Source organism: Roseicella aerolata (assembly GCF_020523605.1).
Taxonomy (GTDB): Bacteria; Pseudomonadota; Alphaproteobacteria; order Acetobacterales; family Acetobacteraceae; genus Paracraurococcus; species Paracraurococcus aerolatus.
On record NZ_JAJAQI010000003.1, the window covers coordinates 14,455 to 30,680 of the forward strand.

At 73.0% G+C, this 16,226-nt stretch carries 18 protein-coding genes; 8 read left to right on the forward strand and 10 right to left on the reverse strand.

Annotated features, from left to right (window positions below):
• The first annotated feature begins 113 nt into the window (after nt 1-113).
• On the forward strand, nt 114-1,130 hold the full coding sequence (locus tag LHA35_RS02555) for a calcium-binding protein (protein WP_226604097.1): 1,017 nt from the start codon (nt 114-116) through the stop codon (nt 1,128-1,130).
• Between the two features lie 456 nt (nt 1,131-1,586).
• Here LHA35_RS02555 and LHA35_RS02560 read toward each other — a convergent pair whose 3' ends face one another.
• Nucleotides 1,587-1,910 carry a succinate dehydrogenase assembly factor 4 gene (locus tag LHA35_RS02560; protein WP_226604100.1) on the reverse strand — a complete coding sequence of 108 codons (324 nt, stop codon included), beginning with the start codon at nt 1,908-1,910 and terminating at the stop codon, nt 1,587-1,589.
• Nucleotides 1,911-1,994: 84 nt separating this feature from the next.
• Here LHA35_RS02560 and htpX point away from each other — a divergent pair, with 84 nt between their 5' ends.
• Entirely contained in the window at nt 1,995-2,927 is a 933-nt protein-coding gene (gene htpX, locus LHA35_RS02565) for a zinc metalloprotease HtpX (protein WP_226604103.1), read from the forward strand.
• A 56-nt stretch (nt 2,928-2,983) separates the two neighbouring features.
• A complete protein-coding gene (locus LHA35_RS02570) occupies nt 2,984-3,367 on the forward strand; it encodes a c-type cytochrome (RefSeq protein ID WP_226604105.1) in 384 nt (127 codons plus the stop codon).
• A 177-nt stretch (nt 3,368-3,544) separates the two neighbouring features.
• On the opposite strand, the gene LHA35_RS02575 is transcribed toward LHA35_RS02570, so the two are convergent.
• The 3 genes from LHA35_RS02575 to LHA35_RS02585 all read right to left on the reverse strand — a co-directional run bounded on the left by LHA35_RS02575 (nt 3,545) and on the right by LHA35_RS02585 (nt 6,665).
• Nucleotides 3,545-4,525: an MBL fold metallo-hydrolase gene (locus LHA35_RS02575; protein ID WP_226604108.1), complete on the reverse strand. Its 981-nt coding sequence runs from the start codon at nt 4,523-4,525 to the stop codon at nt 3,545-3,547.
• Nucleotides 4,522-5,586 carry a ketopantoate reductase family protein gene (locus LHA35_RS02580; protein ID WP_226604111.1) on the reverse strand — a complete coding sequence of 355 codons (1,065 nt, stop codon included), beginning with the start codon at nt 5,584-5,586 and terminating at the stop codon, nt 4,522-4,524. The genes LHA35_RS02575 and LHA35_RS02580 overlap by 4 nt, the downstream gene beginning before the upstream one ends.
• Nucleotides 5,587-5,690: 104 nt before the next feature.
• Nucleotides 5,691-6,665 carry a Bug family tripartite tricarboxylate transporter substrate binding protein gene (locus tag LHA35_RS02585; RefSeq protein ID WP_226604114.1) on the reverse strand — a complete coding sequence of 325 codons (975 nt, stop codon included), beginning with the start codon at nt 6,663-6,665 and terminating at the stop codon, nt 5,691-5,693.
• A gap of 110 nt (nt 6,666-6,775) precedes the next feature.
• On the opposite strand from LHA35_RS02585, the gene LHA35_RS02590 reads away from it, so the two are divergent.
• Nucleotides 6,776-7,693: a LysR family transcriptional regulator gene (locus tag LHA35_RS02590; RefSeq protein ID WP_226604117.1), complete on the forward strand. Its 918-nt coding sequence runs from the start codon at nt 6,776-6,778 to the stop codon at nt 7,691-7,693.
• Nucleotides 7,694-7,702: 9 nt separating this feature from the next.
• Here LHA35_RS02590 and LHA35_RS02595 read toward each other — a convergent pair whose 3' ends face one another.
• Both LHA35_RS02595 and LHA35_RS02600 read right to left on the reverse strand, forming a co-directional pair.
• Nucleotides 7,703-8,137, reverse strand: a complete 435-nt coding sequence (locus tag LHA35_RS02595; RefSeq protein ID WP_226604119.1) for a hypothetical protein — start codon at nt 8,135-8,137, stop codon at nt 7,703-7,705.
• 148 nt (nt 8,138-8,285) lie between these two features.
• Nucleotides 8,286-9,050 (reverse strand): DUF7168 domain-containing protein, encoded by a 765-nt coding sequence (locus LHA35_RS02600; RefSeq protein WP_226604122.1) that lies wholly within the window; start codon nt 9,048-9,050, stop codon nt 8,286-8,288.
• Nucleotides 9,051-9,166: 116 nt separating this feature from the next.
• On the opposite strand from LHA35_RS02600, the gene LHA35_RS28575 reads away from it, so the two are divergent.
• From LHA35_RS28575 to LHA35_RS02610, 3 genes are all read left to right on the forward strand, one after another.
• Entirely contained in the window at nt 9,167-9,298 is a 132-nt protein-coding gene (locus tag LHA35_RS28575; RefSeq protein WP_264185256.1) for a hypothetical protein, read from the forward strand.
• 206 nt (nt 9,299-9,504) lie between these two features.
• Nucleotides 9,505-9,888, forward strand: coding sequence for a VOC family protein (locus tag LHA35_RS02605; RefSeq protein ID WP_226604125.1), 384 nt, complete (start codon nt 9,505-9,507; stop codon nt 9,886-9,888).
• 30 nt (nt 9,889-9,918) lie between these two features.
• Nucleotides 9,919-10,251: a YdhR family protein gene (locus tag LHA35_RS02610; RefSeq protein ID WP_226604126.1), complete on the forward strand. Its 333-nt coding sequence runs from the start codon at nt 9,919-9,921 to the stop codon at nt 10,249-10,251.
• Nucleotides 10,252-10,315: 64 nt separating this feature from the next.
• Here the strand turns inward: LHA35_RS02610 and LHA35_RS02615 are convergent, their stop codons facing one another.
• The 4 genes from LHA35_RS02615 to cysQ form a co-directional block, all read right to left on the reverse strand.
• Nucleotides 10,316-11,239, reverse strand: coding sequence for an NAD(P)-dependent oxidoreductase (locus tag LHA35_RS02615; protein ID WP_226604128.1), 924 nt, complete (start codon nt 11,237-11,239; stop codon nt 10,316-10,318).
• Nucleotides 11,236-12,447: an ABC transporter substrate-binding protein gene (locus tag LHA35_RS02620; protein ID WP_226604129.1), complete on the reverse strand. Its 1,212-nt coding sequence runs from the start codon at nt 12,445-12,447 to the stop codon at nt 11,236-11,238. The genes LHA35_RS02615 and LHA35_RS02620 overlap by 4 nt, the downstream gene beginning before the upstream one ends.
• A gap of 278 nt (nt 12,448-12,725) precedes the next feature.
• Entirely contained in the window at nt 12,726-13,700 is a 975-nt protein-coding gene (locus LHA35_RS02625) for an L-threonylcarbamoyladenylate synthase (protein WP_226604131.1), read from the reverse strand.
• On the reverse strand, nt 13,697-14,464 hold the full coding sequence (gene cysQ / locus LHA35_RS02630; RefSeq protein ID WP_226604133.1) for a 3'(2'),5'-bisphosphate nucleotidase CysQ: 768 nt from the start codon (nt 14,462-14,464) through the stop codon (nt 13,697-13,699). The genes LHA35_RS02625 and cysQ overlap by 4 nt, the downstream gene beginning before the upstream one ends.
• Before the next feature lie 121 nt (nt 14,465-14,585).
• Between cysQ and LHA35_RS02635 the strand changes: the two genes are divergently transcribed.
• Nucleotides 14,586-16,133, forward strand: coding sequence for a leucyl aminopeptidase (locus LHA35_RS02635; RefSeq protein WP_226604135.1), 1,548 nt, complete (start codon nt 14,586-14,588; stop codon nt 16,131-16,133).
• Nucleotides 16,134-16,226 lie beyond the last annotated feature (93 nt).

Below are 16,226 nucleotides of genomic sequence, written 5' to 3' on the forward strand. Positions count from 1 at the left end.
TGGCATGGCGCGCCGCGCCTGTCCGGCGGGGGCCGTCGCAGCGAAACCCCGGCGATGCCCTCGCAGGCAAATAGTATACAATTCTCCCTGCGCCTGATCCGGGGAGGACAACCATGGCGACGATCATCGGCACGCCCGCTGCCGACACCCTGTCCGGCACCGCGGAGGCCGATATCCTGATCGGCCGTGGCGGGAACGACAGGCTGGAGGGCCTGGGCGGCAGCGACCTGCTGCTGGGCGGTGCCGGCAACGATCTGCTCCATGGCAACAGCGGCACCGTCCCGCAGTGGCCCCACTTCGAGATGCCGCCTCTCGCCGGGCCGGGTCACGACACCTTGATGGGTGGCCCGGGCGATGACACCATCTTCGGCAGTTCGGCCACGGCGGATACCGCTTCGGCGGCCAGCCTGATCCTGGGCGGCGCCGGGAATGACCACATCACCGCCACCTGGGGTGCCGACACGGTGCTGGGCGGCGCCGGCGACGACACCATCATTGGCTACGGATCGACGCATTTCGTGCCGCCCATTCCGCACAACGCCTTCCCGCAGATTCTGGCGCAGGAGCCGGCCGACCTGCTGCTGGGCGGGCGCGGCGCCGACAGCATCGAGGGCGGCGGCGGCAACGATACCCTGCTCGGCGGGCCAGGCGACGATACCCTGCTGGGCGGCTTCGGCGCCGACCTCCATGCCGGCGGCGCGGGGGCGGATCTCTTCGTCTTCCGGCCGCTCCGCCTGAACGGGGTCTTCCAGGATGTCGGCATCGGCGAGGGGAGCCGCGATATCGTGCTCGACTTCCGGCAGGGCAGCGACAGGCTGGACCTCAGCGACTACGGCTTCGCCGCCAGCGGCCAGCCGTTGCCCGCGCCGGCCTTCCTCGGCAGCGACCCCTTCATTGCCGGCTTCGGCCTGCAGGTGCGCAGCGAGATCCTCGGGAACGGCAATACCCTGGTGCAGTTCGCCACCGCCCTGGGCGGGGCGGGATCCGGGGAGCCGCAGGTGCCGTCCGGGCCGACCGGCGAGATCGAACTGGTCGGGGCCCACCACCTGCAGGCCGGCGACTTCATCCTGGCCCTCCCCGAAGGGCCCGCCGGCCTGCTGTCCGCGGCCGTGCCGGAGCCCTTCGGCTGACCGCCAGGTCGGGCCTCTGCCGTGCTTGGCGAACAGAGATGGAACTCGAGCGGCTGCGGCGCCGGGCCGGATGCCGCCGGGTCAGATACATGGCCCGAGTCGCGCGAACGAATCGCTGACTCTCCGGCGCGGGCCGACATGGATCATGCACCACCATCCCTGGTAGGGCAGACGAAGCGGGACCCACAATCCTGTTCCCGCTTCGGTCCGGTCGCGACTCGGGCGCGACTCGGGGCGCCATCTGTCCCGCAGGCAGGCTGACGCCTGTCCTGCCGCCCCGGCGGCTCGGCTGCGCGCCCACCTGGCGCGGGTCCGCCTTCGCGGCCTCAGCCGCCTGTGGCGGCGGCAGGGCGGCACTTGTGCCGGGCGGCAAACCTCCACGCGGCAGGGATCCGTGTTCGTCGCGCCTGAACTCGCGACGCAGGCGCCCGCAGCGTTCCGAGGCGGCTGGGTTGGTCAGAAATCGCTGACGCGCCCCTTCCGCTCCCAGTCCCCGTAGCGGGTCGGCTCCGGCCCGGCCGGGCCGCCGATCTCCTTCATCCGGACCGGCGGGTCGGCCGGCGGGTCGCCCGCGGGCGGCAGGCCGGGATCGCCGGGCAGGGGCGCCTCCGGTCCCGGCGGGTCCTGCACCGGCGCGTCCGGCAGGTCGGGCCCTGGCGGCGGCGGCGGCACGGGCGGGACCGGCTGCGGCGGCATGTCGGGCGAGATGGGCACCTGCGCCCTGAAGGCGGTCACGGTGTCCGGGGCGGCCTTCGCGGCCCCTTGTCGGGTTTCGGTCATAGGCATCATCTGGGGTCTCGGGGCGGGGTCGCACCACCCCCAACGCCGGGGGAATGGCCCGGCCGCGCCGGAAAGGGAAGGGACATGGCTGGCTATCTGCGTACGGCGATCCTGCTCGCCGGCCTCACCGCGCTCTTCATCGCCATCGGCTATGCGCTGGGCGGGCAGCAGGGCATGGTCATCGCCTTCCTCTTCGCCTGCGGGACCAATCTCTGGGCCTGGTGGAACAGCGACCGCGTGGTGCTCTCCATGCACAACGCCCAGCCGATCACGCCGCAGGAGGCGCCGCGGCTCTACCGGCTGGTGGAAGGGCTGGCGCGGAATGCCGGGCTGCCCATGCCCGCGCTCTATGTCATCCATGAGGACCAGCCGAACGCCTTCGCGACCGGCCGCAACCCGCAGAATGCCGCGGTCGCGCTGAACACCGGCCTGCTCGACCTGATGTCGGAGGAGGAGGTGGCCGGCGTGGTCGCGCATGAACTCGCGCATATCAAGCATCGCGACACGCTGATCATGACCATCACCGCGACGCTGGCAGGCGCGATCGGCATGCTGGCGCAATTCGGCTTCCTCTTCGGCGGGCGGACGCAGGATGGCCGGCAGAACCCCTTCGGTCCTATCGGTGCGCTGCTGCTGGTGATCGTCGGGCCGCTCGCCGCCATGCTGGTGCAGATGGCGATCAGCCGGTCCCGCGAATACGAGGCCGACCGGATGGGGGCCGAGATCTGCGGCGACCCGCGCTGGCTGGCGTCCGGCCTGCAGAAGCTGGAGCACTACAAGCAGGGCCGCATCAACCACACCGCCGAGGCGCATCCGGCGAGTGCGCATATGTTCATCGTCAACCCGCTCTCGGGGATGCGCATGGACAGCCTCTTCACCACCCATCCGCGGACCGAGGAGCGCGTCCGCCGGCTGCTGGCCATGGCGCCGCCCGCCCCGCCGCGGATCGCCCGGCGCGGGGCCGGCGCGCCCGCCGCCTCCCCTTGGGGGAGCGGACAGCGCAATCCCTGGGGTTGACGGATGGCAGCCCGCGCCACATTCGAAGCGCAAGCCTGAATGGCCGGAGACGTGAGATGATCCGCACCGCCCCCTTTGCCCTCGCCGCCGCGCTCGTGCTCGGCACCGCGCTGCCCGCCATGGCGCAGGATGCCGAGGCCGGCCGCCGCGTCTACAACCAGTGCCGCGCCTGCCACACCATCGACGCCGGCGGCCGCAACGGCGTCGGCCCCAACCTGCACGGCGTGGTCGGCCGCAAGGCCGGCGCGGTCGAGGGCTTCCGCTATTCCGCGAGCCTGAAGGAGAAGGCCGAAGGCGGCCTTGCCTGGAGCGAAGAGAACCTGCGCGCCTATGTCGCCAATCCCAAGGCGGTGATCCCGGCCGGCTCCATGTCCTATCCCGGCCTGAAGAACGAACAGCAGTTGAACGACCTGATCGCCTTCCTGAAGGCGAATGGCTGAACCCCAGGCCGGGCGCGCGGCAGGGGCCCAGGTGGCCCTGCCCTCGACCCTGGGCTGCCCCGCCTACAGCGGATTGCGTTCAAGACTGAACGCCGATCCGCTGTAGACCGCCGTTTGTAGAGCAGATTCACGCTGCGGGGCGTTCACGCCCCTCCGCGATCCGCTCTAGCCCCGCCGCTACAGCCTGTAGAGCTTGCCGACCGCGGCCGGCGCCACCGCCGGCTCCCCGAAGGCCCGTTCCAGCGCCGCCACCGCCCGCCAGCCCGTGCAATGCGCCGGGATGATGTGGGTCAGGCCGAAGCCCGCCAGGTCGCGGACCGTCTCGGGGATGATGGCCTCGTTCTCGCCCGAAAGATGGAAGCCGCCCATCGCGGCATGGATCGGCTCGCCCGGGAAGCTGTCCCGCACATGGTGCAGGACATTGGCGATCCCGGCATGGGAACAGGCGGAGAAGACCAGCAGCCCCTTGTCCCGGATGCGCAGCACGAGGCAGCGCTCGTCCAGCAGCAGCGGGTCGGGCCTCCAGGGATCGGCCTCGGTCGCGCGGGCGACCTGGTTGGCCAGCCCGCGCTCATAGGGGGTGCGGCGGGGGATCTCGCCGCTGATCCAGAACAGGTCGTCGAGGATCGTGTAGGCATCGGCGCGCAGCACCGGCGCCGCGCCCATGGCCGTCCAGGCCTCGGGCGGGGGCACGCGGTCCATCGGCAGCACGCCGCCATCCGGCTGGCGGCTGCCCCGCTCGGCGAACATGCCGGGATGCAGGTGCAGCGGCACCGGGCCGCCCCCGTTCGCGGCGCGGATCATCGACAGCGCCTGCGGCAGCCCACCGGCATGGTCCCAATGGCCATGCGAGAGCATGGCCGCCCCGATCGCGCCGAAATCGACGCCGAGCCGGGTGCCGTTGCGCTCCACCGCATAGTCCACCGGCCCGCCATCGAAGAGCAGGCTGCGCCGCCCGTCCGGGCCATGCGCCGTGATCACCAGCGAGAGCCCGTGATTGGCGCAGCAGAGCGCGCCGCCGGCCACCACCTTCATCCCCCGCCTGCGCAGCACCTGCCATTCCCGCGTGACGAAGGCGGGGGTGGAGGAGAGGCTGTCCGTGACATTGTCCACCAGGACCAGCACCTCCACCCCATCGGCGGTGGCGAGTGCCGTCATGCGTTGATGCCCCAGACATTCTCCGCCCGCGCCTCGGCCTCGCCGCGCTCCACCCGCTTCACCACGGCGGTGATGGCGGCATTGGCCGGCGCGGCGAGGCCGGCCTTCGCACCCTCAGCCACCACGAAGCCGTTGATCTGGTCGATCTCGGTCTGCCGGCCCTTCAGCATGTCCTGGCCCATGGAGGGGCGCTGCAGCGCGCTGCGCTGGCCGGCGGCGAGCGTCGCCAGGATCGTTCCCTCCGCCGTGTCGAGCGCCGCGGCATCGCCCCCGCCGGCGCGGGCCAGCACCTCCGGCGCGATCTTCTGGATCGGCTCCAGCGCATAGCCGAGCGCCTGGCCGATCCGCACCGCCTCGGCGCCGAGCCGGATGGAGAAGCGGCGGATGCGCTCGTCCCGGTCGCAGTCATTGCCGGAGAGGCCGGTCGCCGCGCTGACGCCGTTGCGCATGACGTTGACGCAGAGCTTCGACCAGCGCTCGCCCCACAGGTTCGTCGTGGCCTGCACGCTGTCGATGGCCGCGATCATGTCGCGGATCATCTCGACCCGCGCGGTGATGCGGCCATGCGGCTCGCCCACCGCATAGACGATGCGCTGCGTGCCGCCGAGCGGGACGGTGCGGCGGATCTCGCCGGGCGCGTGCAGCTCCCCCGAATAGGTGCCGGCGATGACGCCGAGGGTGCGGCCCCAGCCGACCACCGAGGCGATGGCCGGCTCGTTGATGCAGTTCTGCAGGCTGGCGACGAAGCCGCCGGGCGCGAGATGCGGCGCGATCAGGTGGGTCGCCCAGACCGTGTCGTAGGACTTCACGCTGACGAAGGCGATGTCGATCGGCCGTTCCCTCGACAGGCGCTGCACGTCGCTGAGGTGCAGCGCGGGCACCTGCACCGTGACGTTCTGGCTCTCCTCCAGCCCGGTCAGCCGCAGCCCCTGCGCCCGGATCGCCTCGACATGCGCCGGCCAGGCATCGATCAGCGTGACGTCATGGCCGAGCCGGGCGAGATGGCCGCCGAGATAGCCGCCGACCGCGCCGGCCCCGATGATGGCGATCCTGGGACGCATGCCCGTTTCCTCCTGCTTTCGGCGGGAGGGTAGCCGGGCGGACCGGGGGCCGGAAGCGCCGCGGCCGCCCGGCAGCCGCACCCTCCGGCACGCCCTTCCGGGCGTCACCCGGCCCTGATGCCCGCGAGGCGGATGATCTCGGCGTAGCGGGCGGTCTCCGAGGTGAGGAAGCGGCCGAACTCGGCCACGGAGCCCGGCATCGCGGTCGCGCCGAGCCGGTCGAGCGCGTCCCGGACCCCGGCATCGCGCAGGCCGTCGTTCACCGCCGCGTTCAGCCGCGTGACCAGCGCGGTCGGCGTGTCCCGCGGCGCGCCGAGGCCGAACCAGGACCCGCCCTCGTAGCCCGGCAGCACCTCGGCGACGGTCGGCACCTCGGGCAGCGCCTCCGCCCGCGCCGGGCCGGTGGTCGCCAGCGGCACGAGCCGCCCCGCCCGGACATGCGGCATGGAGGAGGGCGCCGGGTCGAACATGACGTCCGCCTCGCCGCGCAGCAGGTCGGCCAGCGCCTGCGCCGAGCCGGGATAGGGCACCAGGGTGAGGCGCAGGTCCGCCATGTGCCGGAACAGCTCGATCGCCACGTGCTGCGGCGTACCGGTCCCCGCATAGGCGACCCGCAGCCGACCCGGGTTCGACCGGGCGTAGGCGATCAGGTCGGGGATGGAGCGCGCCGGGACCGAGGGATGCACCTCCACGATCAGCGGCACGCGGGCGATCCCGGCCACCGGCGCGATGTCGCGACCGAAGTCGAAATCCAGGTCCGGGAACAGCGTTGTATTGATGGTGTTCACCGGGCCGCAGAGCAGCAGCATGCCGCCGTCAGGCGCCGAGCGGACCACTTGGCGCGTCGCGTCGTTCCCGCTTGCCCCGACCCGGTTCTCGACCTGCACCGGCACGCCGAGCCCGGCCCCGAGCGCCGGCGCGATGGTGCGCGCGGCGATGTCGAGCGGGCCGCCGGGCGGGAAGCCGACGAGGATCCGGACCTCCCGCACGGGCCAGGCCTGCGCGCGCAGCGGGGCGGGCAGTGCCAGGGCCGTCCCGGCCCCGGCGAGTGACCGCAGCATCACACGACGTCCGATCATCGCCCCGCTCCTCCTGCCGCTGCCGGTCCGGCGACCGGCTGCGACAGGGATAGGGGGCGGGCCGCCCCTGAGCCATGCGGCTGTCGAGGTGAATGCGATATGCTGCGCATATGGCTCTCGACCTCCGGCAGCTCCGCTACTTCGTCGCCGTCGCCGAGGAGGGGCATGTCACCCGCGCGGCCGAGCGCCTGGGCATGCAGCAGCCGCCGCTCAGCCAGCAGATCAAGGCGCTCGAGGCGCAGCTTGGCCTGCAGCTCTTCCGCCGCAGGCCGCGCGGGGTGGAGCTGACGGAGAGCGGGCAGGTGCTGCTGGAGGAGGCGAGGGCGATCCTCGCCCGGCTGGAGCAGGCCGAGCGCGCCACGCTGAGCACGGCCCGGGGCGAGCAGGGCCGGCTGCGGGTGGGCGTCGCGCCGACCGCGCCCTTCCACCCCTTCGTGCCGCAGGTCATCCGCGCCTTCCGGGAAGCCTTCCCGGGCGTCTCGGTGACGCTCGACGAGTGCCTCAGCCGCCAGGCGGTCCAGGGGCTGAAGGAGGCCAGGCTCGACGCCGCCTTCGTGCGCGCCGAACTGCCGGAGGCCGGGGAGCTCACGGTCCATCGGCTGCTCGATGAGCCGATGGTGGTGGCCCTGCCGGCGGCGCATGCCCTGGCACGGGAGCCCGCGGCATCCCCCCGCCCGCTCCGCGCCTTCGCCAGGGAGAACTTCATCGTCTTCGCGCGGACCGACGGCCCGGGGATGTTCGACGCGACCCTGGCGGCCTGCCTGAAGGCTGGCTTCACGCCGCGGCTGGGACAGGAGGCGCCCCGCATCACCTCGACGCTCGGCCTGGTCGCTGTCGGGCTCGGCGTGTCCCTCGTCCCGGCCTCCATGCGGCGGGTCCAGATGGATGGCGTGGCCTATTGCGACCTGCTGCCAGCGGAGCGGCCGACCGTGCCGCTGCACCTCGCCCTGTGCCGTGGCGGCGGCTCGGCGGTGCTGCGCAACTTCGTGGACCTGGTGCGCCGCGCGGCGCGGGAGGCGGCGGGCTGAAGCCGGTCGCTACCCGAGGAAGACCGGCCGCGCCGCCGGGTCGAAGGGGATGCCGGCGGCCCGCAGCGAAGCGGCCAGCGCCGCCTGCGGCATCCGCGCATGCCGCACCAGCAATTGCAGGTAGAGCCCGACGAAGAGCGGCCCATGGCCGTCATTCCCGCCCTCGGCCGTGCTGGTCATGCAATGCGCCAGCTCATGCAGCAGGACCCAGCTCGGCAGCTCGGCCGGCGCCTCGATGGCCAGCCGCGTGGCCCGCGCCACGGTCCGGCGCGCCTGGCGGGGCAGGGGGCGCACCCGCGGGGGAAAGCGTAGCCCTTCGGTGGCCCAGACATGATCGACCAGCGCCTGCAATTGCGCGAAGGGCACCATGGAGGCATCGCGCGGCGCGACCTCCGCATCCTCCCAGGCATAGAGCCGCCGCGCCGCGGCATCCCCGCAGCTCATATCCGCGCGCCGACATGCCGGCGCATGCCTGCCGCCCCAGCCGCCGGCGCTGCCGCCGGCGGATGGGCGGCGCGGCATGGGCCGCGGGCTGCCTTCATGGCCTCAGCCGTCGCTGGCGGCTGCGGGTCAGGACCTGTGCGGCCTCGCATCATTTTCGCGGCAGGGGCCTCGCCGCCGGCCCGGCGCCCGATCCTTGTCCCAGGGGCCGTTCCAGCCCCACGCGCCCGCCGGCCGCCTGGCCGCGGCCATAGGCGCCGCGGTCGCGCACCGTCGCCGTGGAATAGACCGTCTTCAGCCGCACGCCGAGGGTGCGGAACCCCTCCTCCACCTTCTTCTCCTTGGCCAGCACCAGGGCGGTGGAGGCGCTGGCCCGGTCCGGCGGCGCGGCGGCGCGGCGGGCCTCGGCGGCCAGGTCCCGATCCGCCGTCATTGCCTCCAGCCGCTTGCCGAGCCTGTCGGCGAAGCCGTAGCGGAAGCTGCGCAGCCGGGTCTGCGGCGTGGCGCGGCTGCGGAGGTACTCCGCGCTCTCGCGGTAGCGCGCCTCCTCCCAGAGCAGCGCGCCCTCGGCCACGCGCAGCAGGTAGTCCGCCATCTGCACATCCGGCTCCAGCCCGTAGAGCACGAAATCCGCGCGCCCGTCGGTCCAGCCGCGGCATTCGCAGAAGCGGAGCAGCGCCGGGAACAGCCAGCGCAGCGCCAGGCGCTGCGGCCCCGCGACGGTGACGCGGCGCTGCAGGCAGGCTTCCTCGCGCAGCTCCACCTCGCTCATGGAAAGGCCGTAGACCTCCAGCAGCTCCCCCACCTTGGCGGCGGCGGCAAGCGCCTCGGCCTCGGAGCAGCCGCGCTCCACGGTGCGGGCCGTCAGGGCCCGGATGCGGGCCTTCACCTTCAAGAGTTCGGTCTGCTGATCCATGCAGGATAGGTGCCGGGCTCGGACGGCGGGGGTCAAGGCCGGCCTTCGCAGCCCGGTGGCGGGTTACGGCGGTGGAAAGTCGGGCGACCGACGCCGCCCCGCCGCGTTGGGCGGTCATGCCCGACGATGATTGCCTCTATATCCGCCTCGGCGACTATTTCCGGCGCCGCCGCGAGGATGCCTCCGGGACGCCGGCGGCGGAGCCGGATCCCGATGCCCGCACCGCCGAGGAGGAGGGCGAGCCCTAGAGCGGATCGCCGCAGGGCGGAAACGCCCGCAGGCGTGAATTTGCTCTACAAACAAAGGCGTGGAGCATTCTCACCCTGCACAGTCAGGGTGAGAATGTTCTAGCGCCTCACCCGCGCCCGGCACCGGGCGGGAGCCGACCTGCGCCCGTGGGCCGCGCGGCCGGCCATGCTAGGCTGGGCCATCCACGGAGAGGGAAGGGGACCCCATGGCCCGCTACGGCTTCGACCATATCCATCTGCGCAGCCCCGAGCTGGACGCGACCGCCGCCTGGTTCCAGGAGAAGCTGGGGGCCGAGGTGGTGCGCCGCGTCGGCGGCGAGGCGCCGCGCATCGACATGACGCTCGGCGGGCTCGACCTCTTCATCTCGCAATCCGATGCCCGCGTCGCGGCGCCGCCGACCTCCCCCTACAACGGCATCGACCATTTCGGCCTGGCCGTGCAGGGGCTGGACGAGGCGGTGGCCGACCTCAAGGCCAAGGGCGTCGAGTTCACCATGGAGCCGAAGGAGGCCCGCCCGGGCGTGCGCATCTGTTTCATCCGCGGCCCGCAGAACATCACGATCGAACTGCTGGAGCGGACGCCCGCCTGACGCATTCCTCCCGGTAGGAGGAACGCCGCCATGCACATCGTCCAGATCAACTACCGCCGCCCGGAGATGCCGAAATCCGAGTGGGAGGCGCGCTACACCGACGACCGGGCGAAGCCGTTCCTGGACGTGCCGGGGCTGCTATGGAAGATCTGGCTGGACGGGGAGGCCGAGCGGCTGGCGGGCGGGATCTACCTCTTCGCCGACCGCGCCTCGGCCGAAGCCTATGCGCGGGGCCCGATCGTCGCGCGCATCCGCAACAATCCGGACCTCTCGGAGGTCTCGGTGCGGGTCTTCGAGGTGCGGCAGCGAATGAGCGAGATCACGCGCGCGCCGATCGATTTCGGGAAGCAGGCCGCGGAGTGAATCCGGGGGACGCTGTCCCCCGGACCCCCCTGCTAGGCCAGAACCTGACCCGGACCGGTCCGGGTCAGCCCTCGTTGCGGCGGGGCGCGGTGATCTCCACGGAAGCCCAGTCCTCCGTGACCTTCACCAGCTCGCTGACATCGCCCTTCGCGCCGCCACCGGCCATGGCGAGGCCATAGAGCAGCTGCGCGGCCCGGCTGGTCGGCATCACCAGGCCCAGCGCCTCCGCCTCCTGCAGGGCGAGGCGCATGTCCTTCGCCATCAGCTCCATCCGGAAGCCGAAATCGAAGCGCCGCGTCAGCACCGGCCCCGCGGCGAACCGCTCCGTCGGGAAGCTGCGGCCGGAGCTCTTGTTGATGACATTCACCATCAGCTCCGGGTCGAGCCCCGCCTTGGTGCCCATCGCCAGCGCCTCGCAGGCCGCGGCCCAGGTTGTCGCGGCCAGCAGGTTGTTCACCAGCTTCAGCGTCTGGCCGAGCCCGACCTTCTCGCCGACCAGCACGGTGTTGCTGCCGATCACCTCCAGCACCGGCCGCACCCGCTCGAAGGCGGCAGGCTCGCCCGCGGCCATGACGGAAAGCGTCCCCGCCTCCGCCCCCGCGACGCCGCCGGAGACCGGCGCATCCAGCGCGGTGACGCCCCGCGGCGCGAGCCCTTCCGCCACCGCCTGCGCCACCTGCGCCCCGGTGGTGGAGAGATCGACATAGATCCGCAGCGCCCCGCCCTCGGCGAGACCATCCATGAGCCCGTTGGGACCGAGCGCCACCTGCCGCACCACATCCGGCGTCGGCAGGCTGACCAGCACCACCTCCGCCTCCGCCGCGACGGCGGCGGGGCTGTCGCGCCCCTCCGCCCCACGGGAGACCGCGGCCGCCACGGCCGCCGCCTGCACGTCATGCACCAGCACCCGATGCCCGGCACCGAGCAGCCGGCGGACCATCGGCGCCCCCATGGCGCCGAGGCCGACGAAGCCGAGCGTCCCGGTCATGGACGCACCAGCGGGCAGCCGCCCTCGTTCAGCGGTCGGAAGGCCTGGTCGGCGGGCACGGTCGAGAGCACGCGGTAGAGGTCCCATGGCCCCGTCGACTCCTCGGGCCGCTTCACCTCCACCAGATACATGTCGTGCACGTGCCGGCCATCCGGCCGGACCCGGCCGTTCTTCGTGAACACGTCGTTCACCGGCAACTCCCGCATCCTGGCCGCGACCGCCATTGCCTCATCCGTGCCGGCCGCCTCGATCGCCTTCAGGTAATGCCGCACCGCGCTGTAGATGCCCGCCTGGTACTGGCTGGGGGGCGTGCCGCGGTTGCGGTCGGCGAAGCGCCTGGCGAAGGCCCGGGTCTCCTCGTTCTGGTCCCAGTACCAGGCTTCCACCGTCACCACGCCCTGCGCGGTCGCAAGGCCGAGCGCCTTCACGTCGTTGATGTTGACGAACATGCCGACGAGACGCTGGCCCTGCCGCGTCAGGCCGAACTCGCCCGCCTGCTTGATGGCGTTGATCGTGTCCGTCCCCGCATTGGCCAGCGCCACCACCTGCGCGCGGGAGGCCTGGGCCTGCAGCAGGAAGGAGGAGAAGTCCGGCGTGTTCAGCGGGTGCCGCGCCCGGCCGAGCATGCGCCCGCCCTCGGCATTCACGACCGCCTCGGCGCCGCGCTCCAGCGCGTAGCCGCCCTCGTAGTCCACCGTCAGGAAGAACCAGTTCTTCCCGCCCTGCGCCATGACGGCGCGCGTCGTGCCGGTGGAGAGCGCATAGCTGTCCGAGACCCAGTGGAAGCCGACCGGCGAGCATTGCCGCCCGGTGATCTCCGTGCTGGCGGCCGAGGCATTGATGATGATGCGGTTCCGCTCCCGCCCCACCTGCTGCACGGCGAGCGCGACGGCGGAGTTCGGCATGTCGATGATCATGTCGACACGTTCGGTATCGATCCAGCGCCGTGCCAGCGCGCCGCCGACATCCGGCTTGTTCTGGTGGTCGCCGCCGATGGCCTCGACCGGCTTGCCGAGCGCGCGGCCGCCATGGTCCTCGATGGCCATGCGGGTGGCGAGGACCGAGCCGGGGCCGGCGAAATCGGCATAGGGGCCGGACAGGTCGGTGAGCACGCCGATCCGGACGACCTCATCCGAGACCTGCGCCGGCGCCACCGCGGGCGCGAGCATGAGGGCGAGCGCGGCGGCCGCGCCCCTGAGCCTGGACATGGTGTTTCCTCCTGTGCGGTTGGGCGCGTCGGATGCGCGCCGTGCCAGGGGAGGCTAGCAGGCTATCGAATGATCCCGGAAGCCGCCCGCGGCATGGCTGTCCGCCTCGCCATGCGGCTGTCCTCTGCCGGACCTGGGCTCCTCTTCCAATCCGGCCATCATGTGTTGACCGCCCGCCGGACGCCGGACGCCGGCCCCGGTCGTCCCAGGGCGCGGCCGGTGCCACGGCCCGATCCGGCGGCCGATCGGCGCCGCCGCGGCGGAGTGCCGCCGCGCCGCTACGCCCGTGGCGCCGCGGCCCGCGCCAGCCGGTCGTTGATCGCCGCGCCGAGCCCCGCTTCCGGCACCGGCATGGCCGCGATGCGCGCGCAGCCGCGCTTCGCCCCTTCCGCATCCAGCCAGCGCAGCCCGGCGAAGAGCCGTGCCGCCGCCTCCCTCAGGTCGCCCGTCTCGGAGAGGTTCCAGACCAGCGCCGCGCCGGGCAGCGGCGGGCCGAAGGCCAGCAGCGCCTCGTCCGGCGCGACATTCTCCGCCCGAAGGCGCACCGGCAGGCTCGGCGCGTAGTGCGAGAGCAGCAGCCCCGGCGAGCGCAGGCTCTGGGTCTGCGCCGCGGCGGTGATCGGCAGCGCGCGGCCGACCGGGCCGAGCAGCGCCTCGATCGCCTCCGCCTCCACGCCGCCCGGCCGCAGCAGCACGGGTCCGGCGCCGGTCAGGTCCAGCACCGTGCTCTCCACGCCGACCGGGCAGGGTCCGCCATCCAGCACCGCGCCGATCCGCCCCGAAAGCCCTTCCAGCACATGCCCGGCCGTGGTCGGGCTGACCTGGCCGGAGCGGTTGGCCGAGGGGGCCGCCACCGGCACCCCGGCCTGCCGCAGCAGCTCCTGCGCCAGCGGATGCGCCGGCACCCGCACCGCCAGCGTGTCCAGCCCGGCGCCGGCCAGCAGGTCGACGCGGCAGTCGGGCCGGCGCGGCAGCACCAGGGTCAGCGCCCCGGGCCAGAAGCGCTCGGCCAGCCGCCGTGCCCGGTCATCGGCGCGGACATCGGCGAAGGCGGCCTCCGCATCGGGGTAGTGGCAGATCAGCGGGTTGAAATGCGGCCGGCCCTTGGCCGCGAAGATGCCGGCCACCGCCTGGCCGTTGGTGGCATCGCCGCCCAGGCCATAGACCGTCTCGGTCGGGAAGGCGACCAGCGCGCCCTGCCGCAGCAGCGCCGCGGCGCGGGCGACGTCGCCCGGCCCCAGCCGCTCCGTCACGCGCCGGGTCCCCCGTGGCAGACGAAATCCGGGTTCCGCCAGCCCGGCTTGCCGTAGCGGAGCGGGCTGCCATCCACCTCCGTCACCGCGCCGCCGGCGGCCTCGACGATCGCCTGGCCGGCCGCGGTGTCCCATTCCATCGTCCCGCCGAAGCGGGGGTAGAGATCGGCCACGCCTTCCGCCACCCGGCAGAATTTCAGCGCCGAGGACACCGCCCGCCGTTCCGCGATCGGCCGTCCCGCCAGGAAGGGCGCCATGCGCGGATCCTCGGCATAGGTGCGGCTGGCCAGCACCGTCAGCCCCTCCGGCGGCACGGCGCGCACGCGGATGGGGCGGCGCGCCCCTTCCGCCTCCTTCCAGGCGCCGGCGCCGAGCAGGCCGCCGAACAGCTCCCCCGTCGCCGGCAGGGCGATGGCGCCGAGCACCGCGCGCCCGCCCTCCACCAGCCCGATGCAGACCGCGTACTCGCTGCGTCCCTTGGCGAAGTCCCGCGTGCCGTCCAGCGGATCGACCAGCCAGAAGCGCGGCGCCGCGGCGGTGACGATGCCGGCCGCCACCTCCTCCTCCGCCACCACCGGGACGCCGGGGGTCGCGGCGCGCAGCCCCTCCACGATCAGCGCCTCGGCGATGCGGTCGGCCTCGGTCACCGGGCTCTCGTCGGTCTTGCGCTCCACCGCGAAGCCGGCGCGCTTCACGGCCTCGATGGCGGCGGCGGCGCGGCGGGCCAGGTCGGCGGCGAGGTCGAGCAATTCGGGATCGGTCATGCCCGGGGTGTAGCAGGGCAGCGGCGGCGGCAGAACCGGAAGGACCGCCGGGCCGGTGTGGCGGCCCGGCAGGCCGATGCTATCCTCCGTCCCACGACATCACCCCAGGGATTCCCGCCGCATGCTCGATATCGCCTTCGTGAAGCCGGTCCTGCCCCGTCATGGCGCCCTGGTATTGCCGCTGGTGGAGGGTTCGGGCCCTGAGGGCATGAACGAGCTGGCGGGCCTCGCCCAGGCGGTGGATGCCGCCTCCGGCGGCGCCGTCGCCCGTGCGCTCGCCGCCGCCTCCTTCAAGGGCCGCAAGGGGCAGAGCTGCACCATCTGGGCCCCGGCGCTGGAAGGCGGCGCCTCTGGCCCCTCCCGCATCGTGGCGATCGGCCTCGGCAAGGCGGCCGAGCTGACGCCGGAGGGGCTGGAGGCCGCGGGCGCCGCCGCCCTGCCGCTGGTGAATGGCGAGCGGGAGGCGGTGATCGCCGCCGAGACGCTGGCCGCCCCGCAGGCCGCCGCCTTCGCCCTGGGCCTGCTGCTGAAGAGTTACCGCTTCGACCGCTACCGCACGACGGAGAAGGAGGAGGACAAGCCGAAGCTGGAACGGGTCGAGGTGGCGACCGATGCCACGACCGCGGCCAAGACCGCCTGGGCGCCGATGCGCGCGGTGGCGGAGGGCGTCTTCCTCAGCCGCGACCTGGTCTCCGAGCCGCCCAACATCCTGCATCCCGAGGAGATGGCGGAGCGCTGCCAGGAGCTGGAGAAGCTCGGCCTGACGGTCGAGGTGCTCGGCCCGAAGGAGATGAAGAAGCTCGGCATGGGCGCGCTGCTCGGCGTCGCCCAGGGCTCGGCGCGGGAGCCGCGGATCGTGGTCATGCAGTGGCTCGGTGCCACGGGGAATGGCGGCAAGGGCAAGAAGGCGGCGACGAAGCCTCTCGCCTTCATCGGCAAGGGCGTCACCTTCGACACCGGCGGCATCTCCATCAAGCCCGCGGCGGGGATGGAGGACATGAAGTGGGACATGGCCGGGGCCGGCGCCGTGATCGGTCTGATGGCCGCGCTCGCCGGCCGCCGCGCCAGGGTGGATGCGGTCGGGCTGGTCGGCCTCGTCGAGAACATGCCCTCCGGCGACGCCCAGCGACCGGGCGATGTGGTGAAGACCGCGAGCGGCCAGACCGTCGAGGTCATCAACACCGATGCCGAGGGGCGGCTGGTGCTGGCGGATGTCATCCACTACTGCCAGCAGCGTTTCGAGCCGCGCTTCATGATCGACCTCGCCACGCTGACGGGGGCGATCATCATCTCGCTCGGCCATGAGCATGCCGGGCTGTTCAGCAATGACGACGCGCTGGCGCAGCAGATCACCGCGGCCGGCAAGGCGGTGGGCGAGGCCTGCTGGCGCATGCCGCTGGGCGAGGCCTATGACAAGCAGCTCAAATCCGACATCGCCGACATGAAGAATGTCGGCGGGCGGCCGGGCGGCTCCATCACTGCCGCGCAGTTCATCCAGCGCTTCGTGAACACGAAGAACGGCCCGATGCAGGCCCCGACCCCTTGGGCCCATCTCGACATCGCCGGCGTGGCCTGGAGCAGCAAGGACCTGCCGACCGTGCCGAAGGGCGCGACCGCCTTCGGCGTGCGGCTGCTCGACCGGCTGGTGGCCGACCATTACGAGGGCTGAGGGGGCTGGCCGGCGGCACGTGCCGCCGGCCACAGGCAGGCGCTTGGCCTGCGCGATGAGCCGTGCCGCCGCATCGCCGCGGCTGCCGGCGCC

Coding starts and splice junctions, on each gene's coding strand:
- LHA35_RS02600 (WP_226604122.1), bottom strand. CDS start 9,050: ATGGATCAGCAGACCGAACTCTTGAAGGTGAAGGCCCGCATCCGGGCC.
- LHA35_RS28575 (WP_264185256.1), top strand. CDS start 9,167: ATGCCCGACGATGATTGCCTCTATATCCGCCTCGGCGACTATTTCCGG.
- LHA35_RS02610 (WP_226604126.1), top strand. CDS start 9,919: ATGCACATCGTCCAGATCAACTACCGCCGCCCGGAGATGCCGAAATCC.
- LHA35_RS02555 (WP_226604097.1), top strand. CDS start 114: ATGGCGACGATCATCGGCACGCCCGCTGCCGACACCCTGTCCGGCACC.
- LHA35_RS02580 (WP_226604111.1), bottom strand. CDS start 5,586: ATGCGTCCCAGGATCGCCATCATCGGGGCCGGCGCGGTCGGCGGCTAT.
- LHA35_RS02585 (WP_226604114.1), bottom strand. CDS start 6,665: ATGATCGGACGTCGTGTGATGCTGCGGTCACTCGCCGGGGCCGGGACG.
- cysQ (WP_226604133.1), bottom strand. CDS start 14,464: ATGACCGATCCCGAATTGCTCGACCTCGCCGCCGACCTGGCCCGCCGC.
- LHA35_RS02620 (WP_226604129.1), bottom strand. CDS start 12,447: ATGTCCAGGCTCAGGGGCGCGGCCGCCGCGCTCGCCCTCATGCTCGCG.
- LHA35_RS02560 (WP_226604100.1), bottom strand. CDS start 1,910: ATGACCGAAACCCGACAAGGGGCCGCGAAGGCCGCCCCGGACACCGTG.
- htpX (WP_226604103.1), top strand. CDS start 1,995: ATGGCTGGCTATCTGCGTACGGCGATCCTGCTCGCCGGCCTCACCGCG.
- LHA35_RS02590 (WP_226604117.1), top strand. CDS start 6,776: ATGGCTCTCGACCTCCGGCAGCTCCGCTACTTCGTCGCCGTCGCCGAG.
- LHA35_RS02575 (WP_226604108.1), bottom strand. CDS start 4,525: ATGACGGCACTCGCCACCGCCGATGGGGTGGAGGTGCTGGTCCTGGTG.
- LHA35_RS02595 (WP_226604119.1), bottom strand. CDS start 8,137: ATGAGCTGCGGGGATGCCGCGGCGCGGCGGCTCTATGCCTGGGAGGAT.
- LHA35_RS02615 (WP_226604128.1), bottom strand. CDS start 11,239: ATGACCGGGACGCTCGGCTTCGTCGGCCTCGGCGCCATGGGGGCGCCG.
- LHA35_RS02570 (WP_226604105.1), top strand. CDS start 2,984: ATGATCCGCACCGCCCCCTTTGCCCTCGCCGCCGCGCTCGTGCTCGGC.
- LHA35_RS02635 (WP_226604135.1), top strand. CDS start 14,586: ATGCTCGATATCGCCTTCGTGAAGCCGGTCCTGCCCCGTCATGGCGCC.
- LHA35_RS02605 (WP_226604125.1), top strand. CDS start 9,505: ATGGCCCGCTACGGCTTCGACCATATCCATCTGCGCAGCCCCGAGCTG.